This window comes from Planococcus sp. 107-1, from assembly GCF_021513255.1.
Taxonomy (GTDB): domain Bacteria; phylum Bacillota; class Bacilli; order Bacillales_A; family Planococcaceae; genus Planococcus.
This window is the reverse complement of sequence record NZ_CP090977.1, coordinates 3175806-3190346: the sequence shown is the minus strand read 5'-3', so window position 1 is coordinate 3190346 and position 14541 is coordinate 3175806. Positions and strand designations below refer to the sequence as shown.

The 14541-nt window shown below is 42.2% G+C and carries 22 protein-coding genes; 17 read left to right on the top strand and 5 right to left on the bottom strand.

The window, feature by feature from the left end; all coding sequences use genetic code 11:
* Positions 1-2: 2 nt before the first annotated feature.
* The gene (locus tag L0M13_RS16580) at positions 3-686 is read left to right on the top strand and encodes a YfjL-like protein (RefSeq protein WP_235197535.1); all 684 of its coding nucleotides are present in this window, start codon (positions 3-5) and stop codon (positions 684-686) included.
* Positions 687-785: 99 nt separating this feature from the next.
* On the opposite strand, the gene L0M13_RS16575 is transcribed toward L0M13_RS16580, so the two are convergent.
* Positions 786-971 (bottom strand): hypothetical protein, encoded by a 186-nt coding sequence (locus tag L0M13_RS16575; RefSeq protein WP_235197534.1) that lies wholly within the window; start codon positions 969-971, stop codon positions 786-788.
* Positions 972-1131: 160 nt separating this feature from the next.
* On the opposite strand from L0M13_RS16575, the gene sdhB reads away from it, so the two are divergent.
* Positions 1132-1899: a succinate dehydrogenase iron-sulfur subunit gene (sdhB, locus tag L0M13_RS16570; RefSeq protein ID WP_235197533.1), complete on the top strand. Its 768-nt coding sequence runs from the start codon at positions 1132-1134 to the stop codon at positions 1897-1899.
* Positions 1900-1970: 71 nt separating this feature from the next.
* Here sdhB and L0M13_RS16565 read toward each other — a convergent pair whose 3' ends face one another.
* Complete coding sequence (locus L0M13_RS16565; RefSeq protein WP_235197532.1) at positions 1971-2381, bottom strand: GNAT family N-acetyltransferase; 411 nt, start codon at positions 2379-2381, stop codon at positions 1971-1973.
* Between the two features lie 203 nt (positions 2382-2584).
* Here L0M13_RS16565 and L0M13_RS16560 point away from each other — a divergent pair, with 203 nt between their 5' ends.
* The 6 genes from L0M13_RS16560 (at position 2585) to L0M13_RS16535 (ending at position 5213) form a co-directional block, all read left to right on the top strand.
* A complete protein-coding gene (locus L0M13_RS16560; RefSeq protein WP_235197531.1) occupies positions 2585-3046 on the top strand; it encodes a GNAT family N-acetyltransferase in 462 nt (153 codons plus the stop codon).
* Entirely contained in the window at positions 3043-3435 is a 393-nt protein-coding gene (locus L0M13_RS16555) for a nucleoside 2-deoxyribosyltransferase (RefSeq protein ID WP_235197530.1), read from the top strand. Before L0M13_RS16560 ends, L0M13_RS16555 begins: the two co-directional genes overlap by 4 nt.
* Before the next feature lie 23 nt (positions 3436-3458).
* Positions 3459-4010: an NUDIX hydrolase gene (locus L0M13_RS16550; RefSeq protein WP_235197529.1), complete on the top strand. Its 552-nt coding sequence runs from the start codon at positions 3459-3461 to the stop codon at positions 4008-4010.
* Positions 4011-4157: 147 nt separating this feature from the next.
* Positions 4158-4622: a hypothetical protein gene (locus tag L0M13_RS16545; RefSeq protein WP_235197528.1), complete on the top strand. Its 465-nt coding sequence runs from the start codon at positions 4158-4160 to the stop codon at positions 4620-4622.
* Positions 4623-4647: 25 nt separating this feature from the next.
* Complete coding sequence (locus tag L0M13_RS16540) at positions 4648-4824, top strand: hypothetical protein (RefSeq protein WP_235197527.1); 177 nt, start codon at positions 4648-4650, stop codon at positions 4822-4824.
* Between the two features lie 14 nt (positions 4825-4838).
* Positions 4839-5213: a DMT family transporter gene (locus L0M13_RS16535; RefSeq protein WP_052649928.1), complete on the top strand. Its 375-nt coding sequence runs from the start codon at positions 4839-4841 to the stop codon at positions 5211-5213.
* Between the two features lie 92 nt (positions 5214-5305).
* On the opposite strand, the gene L0M13_RS16530 is transcribed toward L0M13_RS16535, so the two are convergent.
* Entirely contained in the window at positions 5306-5596 is a 291-nt protein-coding gene (locus L0M13_RS16530) for a hypothetical protein (protein ID WP_235197526.1), read from the bottom strand.
* A 188-nt stretch (positions 5597-5784) separates the two neighbouring features.
* Here L0M13_RS16530 and L0M13_RS16525 point away from each other — a divergent pair, with 188 nt between their 5' ends.
* Genes L0M13_RS16525 through L0M13_RS16515 form a run of 3 tightly spaced genes read left to right on the top strand, consistent with a single transcriptional unit; the run spans position 5785 to position 7797 of the window.
* Positions 5785-6768: a M23 family metallopeptidase gene (locus L0M13_RS16525; protein WP_235197525.1), complete on the top strand. Its 984-nt coding sequence runs from the start codon at positions 5785-5787 to the stop codon at positions 6766-6768.
* Between the two features lie 36 nt (positions 6769-6804).
* Positions 6805-6963 (top strand): hypothetical protein, encoded by a 159-nt coding sequence (locus L0M13_RS16520; RefSeq protein WP_235197524.1) that lies wholly within the window; start codon positions 6805-6807, stop codon positions 6961-6963.
* Between the two features lie 57 nt (positions 6964-7020).
* On the top strand, positions 7021-7797 hold the full coding sequence (locus L0M13_RS16515; protein WP_235197523.1) for a hypothetical protein: 777 nt from the start codon (positions 7021-7023) through the stop codon (positions 7795-7797).
* Positions 7798-7863: 66 nt separating this feature from the next.
* Here the strand turns inward: L0M13_RS16515 and L0M13_RS16510 are convergent, their stop codons facing one another.
* Positions 7864-8052: a hypothetical protein gene (locus L0M13_RS16510; protein WP_235197522.1), complete on the bottom strand. Its 189-nt coding sequence runs from the start codon at positions 8050-8052 to the stop codon at positions 7864-7866.
* Between the two features lie 166 nt (positions 8053-8218).
* A complete protein-coding gene (locus tag L0M13_RS16505) occupies positions 8219-8614 on the bottom strand; it encodes an SRPBCC family protein (RefSeq protein ID WP_235197521.1) in 396 nt (131 codons plus the stop codon).
* A 129-nt stretch (positions 8615-8743) separates the two neighbouring features.
* Between L0M13_RS16505 and L0M13_RS16500 the strand changes: the two genes are divergently transcribed.
* The 6 genes from L0M13_RS16500 (at position 8744) to L0M13_RS16475 (ending at position 14538) form a co-directional block, all read left to right on the top strand.
* Positions 8744-9772: an aldose epimerase family protein gene (locus tag L0M13_RS16500; RefSeq protein WP_235197520.1), complete on the top strand. Its 1029-nt coding sequence runs from the start codon at positions 8744-8746 to the stop codon at positions 9770-9772.
* Positions 9773-9855: 83 nt separating this feature from the next.
* A complete protein-coding gene (locus L0M13_RS16495; protein WP_235197519.1) occupies positions 9856-10158 on the top strand; it encodes a TIGR04104 family putative zinc finger protein in 303 nt (100 codons plus the stop codon).
* Positions 10159-10196: 38 nt separating this feature from the next.
* The gene (locus L0M13_RS16490; protein WP_235197518.1) at positions 10197-10352 is read left to right on the top strand and encodes a hypothetical protein; all 156 of its coding nucleotides are present in this window, start codon (positions 10197-10199) and stop codon (positions 10350-10352) included.
* Positions 10353-10375: 23 nt separating this feature from the next.
* Positions 10376-11359: a 2-hydroxyacid dehydrogenase gene (locus L0M13_RS16485; protein WP_235197517.1), complete on the top strand. Its 984-nt coding sequence runs from the start codon at positions 10376-10378 to the stop codon at positions 11357-11359.
* Positions 11360-11837: 478 nt separating this feature from the next.
* On the top strand, positions 11838-13388 hold the full coding sequence (locus tag L0M13_RS16480) for a class I adenylate-forming enzyme family protein (protein WP_235197516.1): 1551 nt from the start codon (positions 11838-11840) through the stop codon (positions 13386-13388).
* A gap of 34 nt (positions 13389-13422) precedes the next feature.
* Positions 13423-14538, top strand: coding sequence for an acyl-CoA dehydrogenase family protein (locus tag L0M13_RS16475; protein ID WP_235197515.1), 1116 nt, complete (start codon positions 13423-13425; stop codon positions 14536-14538).
* The last annotated feature ends 3 nt before the right edge of the window (positions 14539-14541 follow it).

Here is a 14541-nt window from a genome sequence, read left to right as displayed (position 1 = left end):
TCATGAAAAAGAAACTATTATACGGCGGAATTGCGGTTTTATTGATTGGCGCCGTGATTTTTGCTTACATTCAGATGAGCGGAAATCCCATCGAAAAAAACAAGGCGAAGGAAAGCTTGGAAGCGTATTTGGAAGAAAACTATCCGGATATGGACTATAAGATCAAGCAGTCGGCAGACTATGGCTGGAGCGATGCTACGTTCCGCTTTACAGTAGTCGAGCAGGATTCCGCCGCGGTTGAAACCACTTATAAAATCTATGTTTCCGCTATGGAGCCGTACGAAATCCTGGGAGATACCATCCATTTTTCCAAGATCGATAAAGAGGCATCAAGCAAGTTAAATGCACAGGCAGAGGAGCACATTCTGACGCTTCTCCAGAAAAAAGTTCCAGAAGTTGAAAGTGTATCTACAGATGTAGAAGTTTATCACGACGGAGCCGACAAATGGACACCGGAGCTCGAAACGCCAAAGCCGATGCTTATCATGCTGGAAATTGATAAAGGCGAATTGACGAAAGATCAAATGCTGCAGCAAAGCAAAACAATCCAACAAGAGCTAAACGGCGAGTCCATCAATTACCACACAGCTGAAGTAGGTTATCGCAATGTGGTGGACGGAGAAGAAATATACGAATACGTGAGCATTTCACCAGAACAAGAACTGACAATAGAAGATGTTAATTAAAACCGCTCAAACAAAAGACGTTTATCCCCAACCTTGCCTGATAGTGGATAGACGTCTTTTTCACAGACTTCTTCGCTTGCGAAGAACCATGCTCATTTATTATTTTCCCTTCTTTTCCAAGGGAGCGTGCTGTAAAGCGGCAAGTAGCTGCGCTTCCTGTTTCTCTTTCAACTTTAAATGAGCATTTGCATAGGCAGGATTGATTGTACCGCTGCCTAAGCCTTCATTAATCATCCGGTCCACTGCATTAAAGCGGTCTAAAGCAGCTTGATGTTGCTTTCTCATTTTATTTCCTCCTCGATTTGTCATTTATGCCTAAAAGGTGTAATAAGATCCGTTCAGTTACAGACGGATACCTCTTTCTTTATTATATCATAATTTCAAAATATTCTGATAAATATGGTATGATTAAGGTACTTCAAACCAAAGAAGGAGTGGATTTGTTGTGGGTGAAGGAGCGAAAACAGTCATATTCGAGATTGAACGCCGAAATGTACCCAAAGGAAAAATCTACTGGGAGAAATTCGAATTGCCGTATCGCCTGAATATGAATGTGATTTCTGCCTTAATGGAAATTCGGCGCAACCCGATAAATATGGAAGGGGAAAAAACCACACCAGTCGCATGGGAAATGAGCTGCCTGGAGGAAGTATGTGGAGCCTGCTCGATGGTCATCAATGGCTATGCACGCCAATCCTGTACCGCGTTAGTCGATCAGCTGGAACAACCTATTCGGCTGCAGCCAATGAAAAAATTCCCGGTCATTCGTGATTTGATAGTCAATCGGAACACGATGTTCGACACCTTAAAAAAATTGAAGGCGTGGATTCCCATTGATGGAACCTATGAGCTTGGTGAAGGTCCGCGCATGCCGGAACGCAAACGCCAATGGGCTTACGAATTATCCAAATGCATGACATGCGGGGTCTGTTTGGAGGCGTGCCCAAATGTCAACGATAAATCCGACTATATTGGGGCAGCCCCGATCTCCCAAGTACGCTTGATGAACGCGCATCCAACGGGTGCCTTGAATAAAGATGAGCGATTGAATTTACTGATGGGGCCAGGCGGTATACAGGAATGCGGCATGGCACAAAACTGTGTGGAAGTCTGTCCTAAAGGCATCCCTTTAACAACTTCCATCGCATCGATGAACCGTGATACAACCATCCAAATGTTCCGCAATTTCTTCGGAAGCGACAGTATGGTTTAAAGGGAATAAAGCAAGAATTGTTGCAAAAAAAAGCTTATTCGAATTTTTCGAATAAGCTTTTTTCTATGGGGTCAACTCATCTTCGCAAATGCGACAAGCTCCCCGCTGTCACATGACTGAAATCCGTTCTTTTCATAAAAATTACGGACGTCCGGTGCTTCTTCGGTTAGCAGCACTTTTTGACGTACCGTTTTATACCTATCCATAACCTGTGCTATCAATTCGGTGGCAATTCCACGATTCTGATGGCTTTTGAGTATGAGGATGTCTTGGATATAGATAATCGTAAGACCGTCGCCGACCACTCGTACCAAGCCTGCGAGTTTCGATCCGTCCCAAGCGGATAATACGTAAAGTGAATGGGCCAAGGCTGTTTCCAATAACACTAAATCCTGCGTATAGGCGAACCATTCTGCATCCTCATAAAGAGCTTTTAATTCATTTTTATCCATCCGTTTTTTTTCACTGAAGCTAATTTCCATTTTTTCTCCTCCTCAAATTTTAATTTGAAGAGATTCGGCGCAATTTTTCCACTGTCTTATGCCTCCTTTCCGACGTATTACCAAAGCTTTCCCATAACTATATCTAAACATTCTATTTATTTCCACATATTCAAGTTAGAATAAAAGAAAGGAAAGAGAAATTTAGGCTACTGCTGATTTTTCAACAAGAAGGGGTTAAAAGAATGAAAATTGAAACACAGCGACTTGACATTATTCCATGCAAAAAGGAACACCTTCAAATGCTGGAAGAACAATACTATGAAAACGGTCCTGAAATTATGGTGTATTTGAAAGCATTGGAAGAAGATCCTGAGCTTTTGGCTTGGGGCCATTGGCTCGTTATCGATAAAATGACGGGGCAGGTGATCGGCGATGCCGGCTTCAAAGGAAAGCCGAATGCCAATCAGGAAATTGAAATCGGCTACGGTCTGCTTGAACGGTATTGGAATAAAGGCTATGCGACCGAAACGGTGAAAGGTCTTATCGAGTGGGCTTTTGAAACCGGAAAAGTAGAGAAAGTGCTCGCCGAAACAGAAAAGGATAACATCGGTTCCATCCGAGTGCTGGAAAAAGCGGGCATGCGCCAAACAAAGAAAACAGGTGAAATGATTTCCTGGGAAATAAAAAAGAGCAGCGCCGTATGAAATTCTATATCGCGTCGAGCTTTCGAAATATCGAAGCTGTTAGATTGGTAGCAGAGCGGCTGATAAGCAATGGATTCGTCCTTACCTATGATTGGACCCATGGCGCTGCGATATCCATTGCGGAACTTGAAACGATCGGCAAAAGTGAAAAACAAGCAGTGATGGAATCGGATGTAGTGATTATCATGCTGCCAGCCGGAAAAGGAAGCCATGTGGAGATGGGCATCGCTTTAGGGACGGGCAAGCAAGTTTTTCTGTATTCACCCGATGAAACGGTGAATGACTTGGCGCTCACCAGCACGTTCTATCATTTGCCGGAAGTTTTTAAAGTCATTGGAACGATTGAGGATTTAGTAGGCGAGATTCGTTCAAAAGCAGCTTTCTACTGAAAATGCTGAGTTGGAGGGCGGACATGGAAAAGTGGAAAACTTTAAAGTCGGAATACCTTTATCAAACACCATTCGGTAACTTACGGAAAGACAGTTGCCGATTGCCGAACGGATTGATTATCGATGATTATTACGTCAACGAATTTGCAGACTGGGTAAACGCTGTCGTCGTGACGAAAGAACAACAGATTTTATTGGTTGAACAGTACAGATATGCAGGACAAGGTGTTTATCTGGAAATTCCAGCAGGGAAAATCGAAAAGGGTGAAAGCGATGAAGAAGGCATCCTCCGTGAGATTCGGGAAGAAACGGGCTATGCTTCCTTGGAAAAACCGGTTCTCTTAGGCGAATTCATGGTCAATCCGGCAACACAAACCAATAAAATCAAAACCTTCCTTGTGAAAGAAGCGTACAAATCAGGGGACCAGGAGTTGGATGAAACCGAAGACATTAATGTAAAATTCTATGATTTTAAGGAATTCGGGCATATGATTCAAACTCAATCCATTCAGACGCAGCTTTTTACAGTCAGTGCCTATTATATGGCAAAAGCTATTTTAGAAGAGGAATGCTAAGTGGATGAAAAGTAACCGTTCAATGATGCCATCGACCATCTGTAGAAAATCGAATGCGATCCGAGCATCCGTAAGCTAAAAAGCATGCCGCGGTTATGGTGGGGCAGTTCTTATATGCGGAACTAATCAACAAAAGGAGTTGGCCACATGGGTTTAGCACATGATTTTCTTTTAGTGCCGAAAAAAACTGCACATGATCGGTTATGGGGAAGAGGGAAAGAAAAGGAACTTATACTGGAATCGCTTGAAGTGCCGGACGATTTTATCCAGTACATTTTGGATTCGCTGCAATGGATTCCGAGCAGGAACCCGGCGAAGAGGAAGCTTATAGAACAGACAGGTTTGAATTATTATGGAATCACGCTATTTACTGGTGATTCAACTGTGAAGATGGAGAACATTTTATCTTCGTGGCATCATCTGTTTTCGAATGCTCCAGAAGCGGTGGAGTTGACGGGTTCTTTTCATTTACCTTCTGAAAAAAGCGAGTCAGCCGAACTGGAACGAATGGTTTTCGACAAGATGGAACTTCTTTCGTGGTTGGAAAAATTGATTCACATGACTAAAAGAATGAAAGAAGAAAATCTGTACCTTTATCATTTAGGCGTTTAAAAAGGACCAAAAAGGAGTTGAAAAAATGGGCAAATATTATTTTTATCATTTTTTAATTATGACGTTATTCATGGCAGGCTTTATATATGATTTGTACCAAAATGGCTATATCTTGACGGTAATTGCAGCCATTGTTTGCTCGATATTAGTCATTATCAATAGCAAAAAGAACCGGAAACCGAAAATGAAAACGACGACCTGAAGGGAGGAGAAGAAATGCATTATCTGTTTCTTGGGCTTGCGATTGTCGGGGAGTTGATTGGGTCGTCCTTGTTGAAGGCGTCGGAAGGCTTTACCAAAATTTTTCCGACCATCGGCTTGCTGTTCGCTTTCGCCGCTTCATTTTTCTTTTTATCGTTGGCATTGAAAGTCATTCCCTTGAATGCGGCTTACGCCATCTGGTCGGGTCTCGGCATGGTCGCCACCACGATTATCTCCGTATTGATCTGGAAAGAAAAGATTAACGGGGCGAGTATAGCCGGCATTCTGCTAATTCTCGCGGGAGTGGTGATTTTAAATTTATTTGGACCTGGCCATGGAGAATCTCGGCAAAGCGATACGTCAGTTATTGAAGAAGCCGAATCGAAATAAAAGAAAAGCATTGTTGAAAGGAGAAGGACATGAATAAAAAAACAAAATTACTCATCATCTTCGCTTTTGGAATGCTTGCGGGTTTTATCATTTCAGCGATTTTCAGGTGAAATTTTAATTGGGACAAATGGAAGTAAGACAGCATTCAGCCATGTCAGGACAGGGATTGCCATCAATGGCATAAAGGCTTTTTCGAGGCCCACGCCGAACGACTGCATTTTATGGTCGAAGCTATAAATGAGTGAAACAGAGGCACCGATAATGGCTGTATTGATGAGAAGTGCTGAGACGATAATCCTTATTTTGCGCTGCTGCTTGCGAATCATCAACCCGGACACAAACATCGAACTCATAAAAGAAAAGGCGATTAATAAAAGATTCAACGGGATGCTCCTTTCGTAAAAAGGTGATTACTCCTTAGACTTTATTGGATAGAAGAAGTTCCATTCAAATTAAATCGTTTTTTTTGTGTTTATTTACAATTGATGGAAACTTTTTGGCAGCTTTAACCGTATATAAAAGAACAGGCAGTTTAAGTTCAGTTATTCGGTGAAAGGAGTGGATGGTGTTTATGGGCAGGGGCAGAAAGAACGGATTCAAACCCGAGGAATTTGGAGAACGTTTTTTAGCGGAAGATTTTACTGCGATTTACCGCCAGTGCATCAAGGAGTTTAGGGAGACGATTGCCCTTCGGGATTTTATCGAATTGGCGAAGTCCTTCAATAGAGGCGTGAAAGGCTATCATTTGGCCTTTGAGACCACCATGCCCGGATTTAAGCAGTATATCTGGCTGGATGACCGAAAAGAAAAAGCGATCAATGTTTCTTTTGACGGCAACGAGATTCAAGGAATGTACACAAAGCCTTACGTAACGTATCCGAAAAGCGACAACCAAGTTACCAAGACAGAATTCATCATGCCGATTGCGGATGACTGGTTTGTGTTTTGGGGCGGAAAAAACGAGTTCATCAATTACCATTACGCGTACGAGCAGCAGCGCTACGCTTATGATTTGGTCGTTATGAAAGCTGGACAGACCTACCGAAACCAAGGGTTGCGCAATGAAGACTATTACGCTTTCGGCAAAAAAGTAGTGGCCCCTGCGGGTGGGAAAGTCATCGAAGTGGTTGATGGAATTCGGGACAATCCACTTGGCGAAATGAATGAGTCAGATCCTGCAGGCAATTTTATCGTTCTGGAGCATGGACAGGGCGAATACAGTTTGCTGGCGCATTTTAAGAAAGAAACGATTCGAGTGAAGAGTGGGGATTCCGTAGAACAAGGCCAACTGCTTGGGCTATGCGGCAATTCCGGGAATTCGTCGGAAGCGCATATCCACTTTCAAGTGATGGATTCACCAGAAATGGAACAGAGCAGCTCGCTGAATATTCGCTTCAAAGGTGGGATTGAACCGATTCAAGGAGATACGGTCCATCCTGCCGCATTCGAAAAGAACAAACAGGAATTCGATGCTTTCGATAAGGCGGAAGCCGCTTTTTCCTTAGCTGATTTTTTCTTATTCATTCCGCGCCTTATCGGACAGTTTTTCAAGTAACTGAAATGGCTTGGCAGTAAGGAGGAGAGCTAAGGGATGATTTACCGGTACCTCATTATATTTTTCCTGTATTTCGCCTTGACGTTCTTATTGGATATCGATTTTTCGAATGGGTATTGGCGCGTCTTGTTTGCTTTATTCGGAGTTGGTGTCATTTGGCTCGTGCAGTCACCCAGGAAGAAAGAATCGAGTTAACTGTAACCGGCTTGTTGTTGATGCGTCTAATAAGTAAAGCGGAATGTGAGGGGAAGTATGAAAAAGATCATTTTACTGATTTTACTGGCCTTATGTCTTGGGGCATGCGGCGCTAACGAATCTCCAGCCGCTTCTCCAGAAGAGATGCAAGAGGATGCTGTAAATGCCAAGCCGCAAATTCAGGAAGAAGGACCGGAAGCGATCTTGGATTGGGTTGATTTCATCCAATGGGATGGAAACTATTACATAGCGTTAGACTCTGCTGTTCTGGCTGATCCGGAAAAGATTGGCGGAAAAGCAGGCGAAGTAGCATTCAGGGTAAGCGACAATATCAATTCCACCCAGTACAAAGTGAAAAACGGGGATGCGGCCTTCTGGGAGCCTGGCACTGAACTCTATTACGTGGAAGGGCTGCCGGATTTTTTAGCAGCGAAAGACTCTGCAGAAATCAACGGGTATAGCCTGTACATGAATGAGGCAAAAAGCGGGGGCTACCCGCAGCATTTCAAAGACCTTAAACTGGAGGAAATAGCAAAAATCGAGATTTACGATCTGTTTCTCTATGATAATTTCAGTTCGCCGGAGCTGCTCAACATGCTGGAAGATGAGCAAGATGTACAAGAGTTTTTGAAGATACTTAAAGGTGAACACGCCCCGCAAGATCCGGAGCTGATCAGAAATCCGCCAGATCCTGAAATTTATGCAGCTGTTTTACATAATGGCGAGGATATCGCAAGAAAGTTCCATATTTATAAAGAAGGCAAGCAATGGTTGTGGTATCCGTGGGACCGTGAATTCCTGCCAACTGAAATGAGTTCTTTTATAAGGAAGTAATGGCGATTAAATAAAAATGGACATCAAAATGAGCTTGGATCAATTGATCCAAGCTCATTTTGTGTCTCAGCTAAAACATGCCTTGATTGTCGCTTCGTCCGCGTGCCGCCGGGCATCTGCTTCAGCTGCATCCTGGTTTTGCGTCTTCGCCGGTTTGCTTAGCTTATATTTTCCTTTCGTCACCACATCGACTAGAAAAGCAATTAAGAATATCGCTACAAGAGATCCCCAAAAAACCCACATCATCCAATGCATATCCAACTCCTCCTTCATTGATTTAACGTCCAATAATTTCGGTTTATAGTTAGTATACGGATAAATCTGTAAAAAGTTTCAATAATTAATATTTTCAGAAAAGAATTTGCTTATAAGACGAAACTGGAAAGACAGCCGGAGATTCATCTCTGGCTGTCTTTTTTCATTAACGGTTTGGCAATTCGCGGCCTTCCGCAAATGCTTTGAGATTGGCAAGGCTCAGCTCAAATCCGTCCATATTAATATGCACGCGTGTACCGGACTCTTCCGGTACGAGGTCAAAGACGAACTTCAGGCCATCCATATCGGAAGAATAGGAAAAACGGCGATTCAAAATGACTTCTTCAATCGTAAAAATCATTTCGACATGTTCGCCTTCCTCCAATTGGTTGTGTTCATTCGGCATTAAGGTGAAAACGGCTTTTTCTCCGGCTTCCAGAAGTGGAATTGTCCATAAGGAACCCGGTGCGTACCAAGTGGAAAAACTCCCTTCAATCGTCAGGGCTTTCCAGACGGTATCCAAATCGGCATCGATAAAGACAGAACGTGGATCAACACTCATCGGAAGGACCTCCCATTTCTTTACATCGTATCGAATCCGTTCAATTATTTCAACTTTCAGCCAAAAGCATTGTCAGTGTGCGGGGAAAGTGAAAGAATAGAGGAAATAGAAATTCAGGGGGAATGAACGATGAAGGTGGAAGAGAAAGTGATTGGGACAGTGGAAGGCGAAGCGGTGAAGGCATTTACCGTCAGCAATTCAAATGGCATGGAAGCGACATTCCTTGAATGGGGCTGTGCTATTCAGGAAATCCGTGTGCCGGACCGTGAAGGTAAAGTGGAAAATGTGGTTCTAGGCTACGAAACCTTGGATGAATACGTGAACGACCAAGCGTTTTTAGGGGTGGTTGTTGGCCGGGTTGCCGGACGCATTCAGCAAGCTGTGCTTACTATAGACGGGGAATCTTTGAAATTGCCGGCAAACGACGGAAATAATACGCTGCACGGAGGGCCGGAAGGATTTCACCGGAAAGTGTGGAATGGCCAGGCAGAAGTGGACGACAAAGAAGTTCGCGTCCGTTTAACTTATATCAGCGAAGACGGGGAAGAAGGCTTTCCTGGACGTCTTGAAACCGAAGTTGTTTACACCTTGAATGAACAAAACGAACTGGCAATCAGCTACCGGGCAGTGTCTGATAAAAAGACTGCCGTCAATTTGACGAACCATTCGTATTTCAATTTAAGCGGTGATTTGAAACGCAATGCTTTAGAACATGCGCTGACAATGGAAAGCGAACAGTTTGTTGAACTGGATTCTTCCCTTATCCCCACAGGCAATGCTCTTAATGTAGAGGATTCAGTATTTGATTTTCGGAATGGCCGGACCATTGGAGAAGGAATTGAATCGAAACATCCACAAATTGAAATGGTCGGCAGCGGATACGATCATCCCTTTCTTTTGAACGGAGAAGGCATGTCGGAATTGAAACTCGAAGATCCGGAGAGCGGACGGGTTATGGAAGTGGAAACGGACCGCCCGGCAGTAATTTTCTTTTCCGGCAATAATCTGGACGGCGATATCCAGTTGAAAGAACGCAAGTCCGAACGTCATCTTGGCATCTGTTTGGAGACGCAGGTGGCACCTGGCAATCTGGCGGCTATATTGCTTGATGCAGGAGAAGTATTTGAAGCGAAAACGGTATTCCGCTTTAAAAACTAGAAAAAGGGAAAAATTTGAAACTATTTTTAATTTGGATCGTAAGTAATAGTAAGAAGAATTAGAGAAAACAGGAGGGGAAAATCATGCCGACATGCCAAAACTGCGGACAGCAATGGAGTTGGAAGAAATCGTTTAAGAAGTACATGAAATTCAACCACGGGATGGAATGTCCTCATTGCGGCGAAATCCAATACGTGACGTCCAAGAGCCGTGGCGAGGCAGGCGTGTTCAGTTTTCTTCCGCTTGCCATTCTGATTTTCAGCGATTTATTGTTTGATTTGAGCATCCCGGTCTATATCTTGCTGGCTGTTGTTCTTTTTGGAATTTCGTTAATGCTCTATCCATTCAAGATGGAGCTGACAAGCAAAGACGAACCGTTGTGGTAAGAGAAATGGTGAAGTGGTTGAGATAGGAGTGAAAACGAATGGAGCTGCAATCTTTTTTCAGCTTAGTCGGATTACTGGCAATCATGTGGTGGATGCTTTCGATTAAGAGAAGCTTGAGTGAACAGGTACGGCAAAATCAAGAATTAATTGCGCTATTAAAAGAGCAGCAAAATCATTCAGCCAGCAAGAAATGACTTGAAAGCAGGGAGGAATCCAGATGAAGCCAAAAGTTTTTATTGCGAGGCCGGTGTCGCCTGAAGTGGAAACTTACATAGCGAAGCATTGCGACTATAAAATCTGGAAGAATCCAGAGAAGATTCCGAACCATATTCTGCTCGAGGAAGCAAAGAAGGTAGACGGATTACTTGTGCAGAATGCAGCTGTGACGCGCGACTTTCTCTCGCAGCTGCCGAATTTAAAAATCATTAGCAATACTGCAGTCGGCTACGATTCGTTTGACCTGGAAGCCATGAGGGAGTTTGGCGTCATCGGCACCCATACGCCGTTTGTTCTGGATGAAACGGTTGCTGATCTTGTATTTGCATTGATTTTATCAGCGGCGAGAAGAGTTCCGGAGCTGAACAACTACGTAAAACAAGGGCTTTGGAGCAAAGACACAAAAGCGGAAGAGCTTTTCGGCGCGGATGTACACCATGCAAATCTAGGAATTGTCGGAATGGGGCGCATTGGTGAAAAGATTGCACGAAGAGCAGTCTTCGGTTTTGAGATGAACGTCCGTTACTACGCAACAACGCCTAAGCCCGACCTCGACGAAAAATATGGCATGCGGTACAGCGGGCTGGATGAGCTCTTAGAGAAATCCGATTTTGTCGTTTTGATCGTTCCGCTCACCGATTCGACCCGTCACATGATGGGCATGGAACAATTCAAACGCATGAAAGCTTCCGCCTACCTGATCAACGCCGCAAGAGGGGCAGTAGTCGATGAACAGGCGTTGATCGAAGCGCTGACATCCGGTGATATTGCAGGAGCAGCGCTCGATGTCTTTGAAAAAGAACCGGTCGATCTGGATAACCCTTTATTGAAAATGAAACAAGTCACTGCACTTCCACATATCGGCTCAGCGACAGCTAAAACCCGTGAAGCGATGGTCATGAAAGCTGCCGAGAATTTAGTGGCGGGCGTAACGGGGGAAATTCCGGAGAATGTGATGAAAGAATTAAAAGATACTTACAAGTGAAGTAGCTAAATTAATTCCAAGGAAATTTCTTGATAAAAACTTGAATAATAATTTATATAGTTTTATTTTCAATTTTAGTTTCAAATAATACTATTTACAAATCCGCGCCTTGAGGGACGCGGTTTTTTTGTTTTTCTTTCTTATTTCTTTAACAAATAGTACCATTAATTTTTTTTTTGATGTTTTTTAAATATAATTTATTTTTTTATGTTTTATTAATTTTCTGAATACTATTGACGGAACTATCTACCTAAGCTAGTATTTCTAAATATAAGAAAGTTCACAGAAAATTCACTAGTTAGTTTAAATGTTTATCGTAACCAAATTAACTATTCATTAATTTCTTAAATGAAAGCGCTTTACTTTAATTCTGAAATTATTAACAAGACTAAGTTTCAAAAGAACCATATTTTTTTATTTTCAAAATGGTTACGTATTCAATTTCCGGTTATAAAAATTAATTTTAGGAGTGAGAAATATGTATAAGAAGCACAATCACCGGGTAGTAGGTCAAATTCCTGAGTTTTTTGGAGAAAGTTTTCACACGAAAAATAAATTAGCTGTGAAATCCAATAATGGCTTTGAAATTACCTGGCAGCAATTAAATCGACGAAGTAATCAAGTAGCACGCATCATGAGTGAAGATTATAGTCTGCAAAAAAATGATAAGGTTTTAACTTTTTTAGTTAATTGTGGAGAGTACCCGGAGATTATATATGGGTTAGCAAAAATGGGGATTGTGGTAGCACCGATCAGTTATCGTTTTGTCTCAAGAGAACTGAAATATGCAATCGATCATTCTGATGCAAAAGCCATTATCATTTCCGAAGAATTATTGGAAACTTTTTACGAGATACAAGAAGAGGTGAATATTTCTCATGATCGAATTCTGGTTATTGGTTCAGGCAAGAAAGCCAATTACGAAGAGCGAATCCGGACAAAAGATATCTCAACGATTAGTGCAGAGGTTTATGAAGATGATTACTTTTGGATGGGCTTTACCGGAGGAACCACAGGTTATCCGAAAGCGGCTTTAACTACGCACAAGACAATCATTCAAAATTGGGAAGTGATTACAAAAGAATTTAGAGTGCTTGATGACGATTATGAATTAATTGCGGGAGCTTTTTATCACGGGCTTGGCTTCTTATATGGGCTCCAACAGCTCAATGTCGGGGGAAGTATTTACATCTTGGATAAATTTCATCCGGAAACAGTCCTTTCTTTGATTGAAAATGAAAAGATTACGGCTACTCCGATGGTGCCAACTATGTACAACGATCTTATTACTTTTAAGAGCAAAGAGAAATTCGATGTTTCTTCCATGAAAGTTTTAATTTGTGCAGGTTCAGCATTACTAACCAAAGTAAAGGAAGGGGTCATCAATTACTTCGTCAATGCTGGCCTATACGAATATTACGGCTCAACTGAACATGGTCTTTATACAATTATGAAACCGCAAGATCAAATGAGAAAAACCCGTTCATGTGGCATACCGATTTTCGGCATGGAACTCAAGATTTTAGATGAAGATGGAAATCCTGTAGAAGAGGGAGGAGTAGGAGAAGTTTATAAAAAAGGTCTATTGCTGGGAGCAGAATACTATAAAAATAAACAGGCAACAGAAGAGTGCTTCCGCGGCGATTGGGTTTCTTCAGGTGATATGGGCTACTTTGATGAAGAAGGTTTCCTCTATATTGTAGATAGAAAAAAAGACATGGTTATTAGTGGCGGCGTAAATATTTTCACCACGGAAATCGAAGAGATAATTCTGTCACATCCTGAAGTAATAGAAGTCGCAGTAGTAGGATTGCCGGATGAAAAATGGGGAGAAGTTTTATCCGCTTATATCGTCAGCGGCAATGAATCTTTGTCTTCTGAAGATATCAAGTCATATTGTGAAGGGAAAGTATCTGGCTACAAGAAACCGAAACATGTGACTTTTGTCGAAAGCCTGCCGCGTACCGCTGCCGGAAAAATTTTAAAACGTGAACTTCGGGATTACCAGCTGAGCAGCTCCAAAAATTGATCGCTTTCAAGTAGAAAAGAGAAGGGGGAAAATGATGTTTCTTTCTAAACAATGGAATCCTCAGTTAACTGAGGATTTTAGAGGATTTTATCATGCTCAAATTAGAGAACAAGTAGAAAAGACGGAAGTCCTCGGATACATTCCAAAAGAGTTGATGAAATCCCTTGGAGATGAAGGATATTTTAATTCAATCGGAGATGATTTCAAGCAAGAAATTCATTTTTTTGCAGCTGTACTAAAAGAAATTGCGAAAGTCTCCGCTTCATTTGCCTTGTCGTATCACATCAATCATCTATGTGCACTGGTAATCAGTATGCGAATGGAAGAGAGCGATATAAAGCAACGGCTTATAAAGCAAATTAAAAGTGGAAATGCCTTATGTGCTTTTGCTCTTACAGAGCCAAGAAATGGTTCGGACCTTTCTTCGATGGATACCGTAGTAGAAGAGGATGGAAATGGTTACGCAGTCACTGGAACCAAAAAATATATCGTAAATGGTGTGAATGCAGATCTCTTTATTGTTGCTGCTCGACAAGATCAAGATGTCTATACTTTGCTGCTGGAAAAGGAGCAAAATGAACATGGAATTATGGGAGAGAAGCTAGAGACTCTAGGTGTAAAAGGTTCTGGACTTGCAACGGTTTCTTTCAAAACGGCTAAAGCAAATCATCAAAACCTATTGGCTACTAGTTTAAAGGACGTTTTGTCCGCTATTAACTTTGACCGTGTTGGAGCTATTATCATGGCACTTGGGATGGCAGAATCGGCCTTTGAAAAGGCTTTAGCTTACATAAGAGAACGCCAGCAATTTGGCCAAAACATTGGTGACTTCCAAGGTATACAATTTATTATTGCCGAAATGGCTGCTGATTTAAAAATTATTAATCATTTGGCAGATACAGAACTTAAAGACTTTGCCGCCGACAGAGTTAACATCACGTCACTTGCGGTAGGAAAATTAGAAGCCACACGCCTGGCAGAGAAAATTGCTTCAAAAGCAGTCGATCTAATGGGCGGAAATGGATACTTGATGGAAAACGAAGTCGAACGCATTTTCAGGGACAGCAAGAGTGTGGCGATCGGGGGCGGGACTCGTGAAGTATTAAAAAATATGATTGGAAAACAAATGGTTTATAAATATCAGATTTAAGGA

Bases quoted from the DNA above. Each gene is read 5' to 3' on its own strand.
- L0M13_RS16515 (WP_235197523.1), top strand. From the start codon at position 7,021: ATGAAAAAGATCATTTTACTGATTTTACTGGCCTTATGTCTTGGGGCA.
- L0M13_RS16575 (WP_235197534.1), bottom strand. From the start codon at position 971: ATGAGAAAGCAACATCAAGCTGCTTTAGACCGCTTTAATGCAGTGGAC.
- L0M13_RS16480 (WP_235197516.1), top strand. From the start codon at position 11,838: ATGTATAAGAAGCACAATCACCGGGTAGTAGGTCAAATTCCTGAGTTT.
- L0M13_RS16535 (WP_052649928.1), top strand. From the start codon at position 4,839: ATGCATTATCTGTTTCTTGGGCTTGCGATTGTCGGGGAGTTGATTGGG.
- L0M13_RS16540 (WP_235197527.1), top strand. From the start codon at position 4,648: ATGGGCAAATATTATTTTTATCATTTTTTAATTATGACGTTATTCATG.
- L0M13_RS16500 (WP_235197520.1), top strand. From the start codon at position 8,744: ATGAAGGTGGAAGAGAAAGTGATTGGGACAGTGGAAGGCGAAGCGGTG.
- L0M13_RS16510 (WP_235197522.1), bottom strand. From the start codon at position 8,052: ATGCATTGGATGATGTGGGTTTTTTGGGGATCTCTTGTAGCGATATTC.
- L0M13_RS16475 (WP_235197515.1), top strand. From the start codon at position 13,423: ATGTTTCTTTCTAAACAATGGAATCCTCAGTTAACTGAGGATTTTAGA.
- L0M13_RS16505 (WP_235197521.1), bottom strand. From the start codon at position 8,614: ATGAGTGTTGATCCACGTTCTGTCTTTATCGATGCCGATTTGGATACC.
- L0M13_RS16580 (WP_235197535.1), top strand. From the start codon at position 3: ATGAAAAAGAAACTATTATACGGCGGAATTGCGGTTTTATTGATTGGC.
- L0M13_RS16555 (WP_235197530.1), top strand. From the start codon at position 3,043: ATGAAATTCTATATCGCGTCGAGCTTTCGAAATATCGAAGCTGTTAGA.
- L0M13_RS16525 (WP_235197525.1), top strand. From the start codon at position 5,785: ATGGGCAGGGGCAGAAAGAACGGATTCAAACCCGAGGAATTTGGAGAA.
- L0M13_RS16485 (WP_235197517.1), top strand. From the start codon at position 10,376: ATGAAGCCAAAAGTTTTTATTGCGAGGCCGGTGTCGCCTGAAGTGGAA.
- L0M13_RS16560 (WP_235197531.1), top strand. From the start codon at position 2,585: ATGAAAATTGAAACACAGCGACTTGACATTATTCCATGCAAAAAGGAA.
- L0M13_RS16520 (WP_235197524.1), top strand. From the start codon at position 6,805: ATGATTTACCGGTACCTCATTATATTTTTCCTGTATTTCGCCTTGACG.
- L0M13_RS16550 (WP_235197529.1), top strand. From the start codon at position 3,459: ATGGAAAAGTGGAAAACTTTAAAGTCGGAATACCTTTATCAAACACCA.
- L0M13_RS16565 (WP_235197532.1), bottom strand. From the start codon at position 2,381: ATGGAAATTAGCTTCAGTGAAAAAAAACGGATGGATAAAAATGAATTA.
- L0M13_RS16495 (WP_235197519.1), top strand. From the start codon at position 9,856: ATGCCGACATGCCAAAACTGCGGACAGCAATGGAGTTGGAAGAAATCG.
- L0M13_RS16545 (WP_235197528.1), top strand. From the start codon at position 4,158: ATGGGTTTAGCACATGATTTTCTTTTAGTGCCGAAAAAAACTGCACAT.
- L0M13_RS16490 (WP_235197518.1), top strand. From the start codon at position 10,197: ATGGAGCTGCAATCTTTTTTCAGCTTAGTCGGATTACTGGCAATCATG.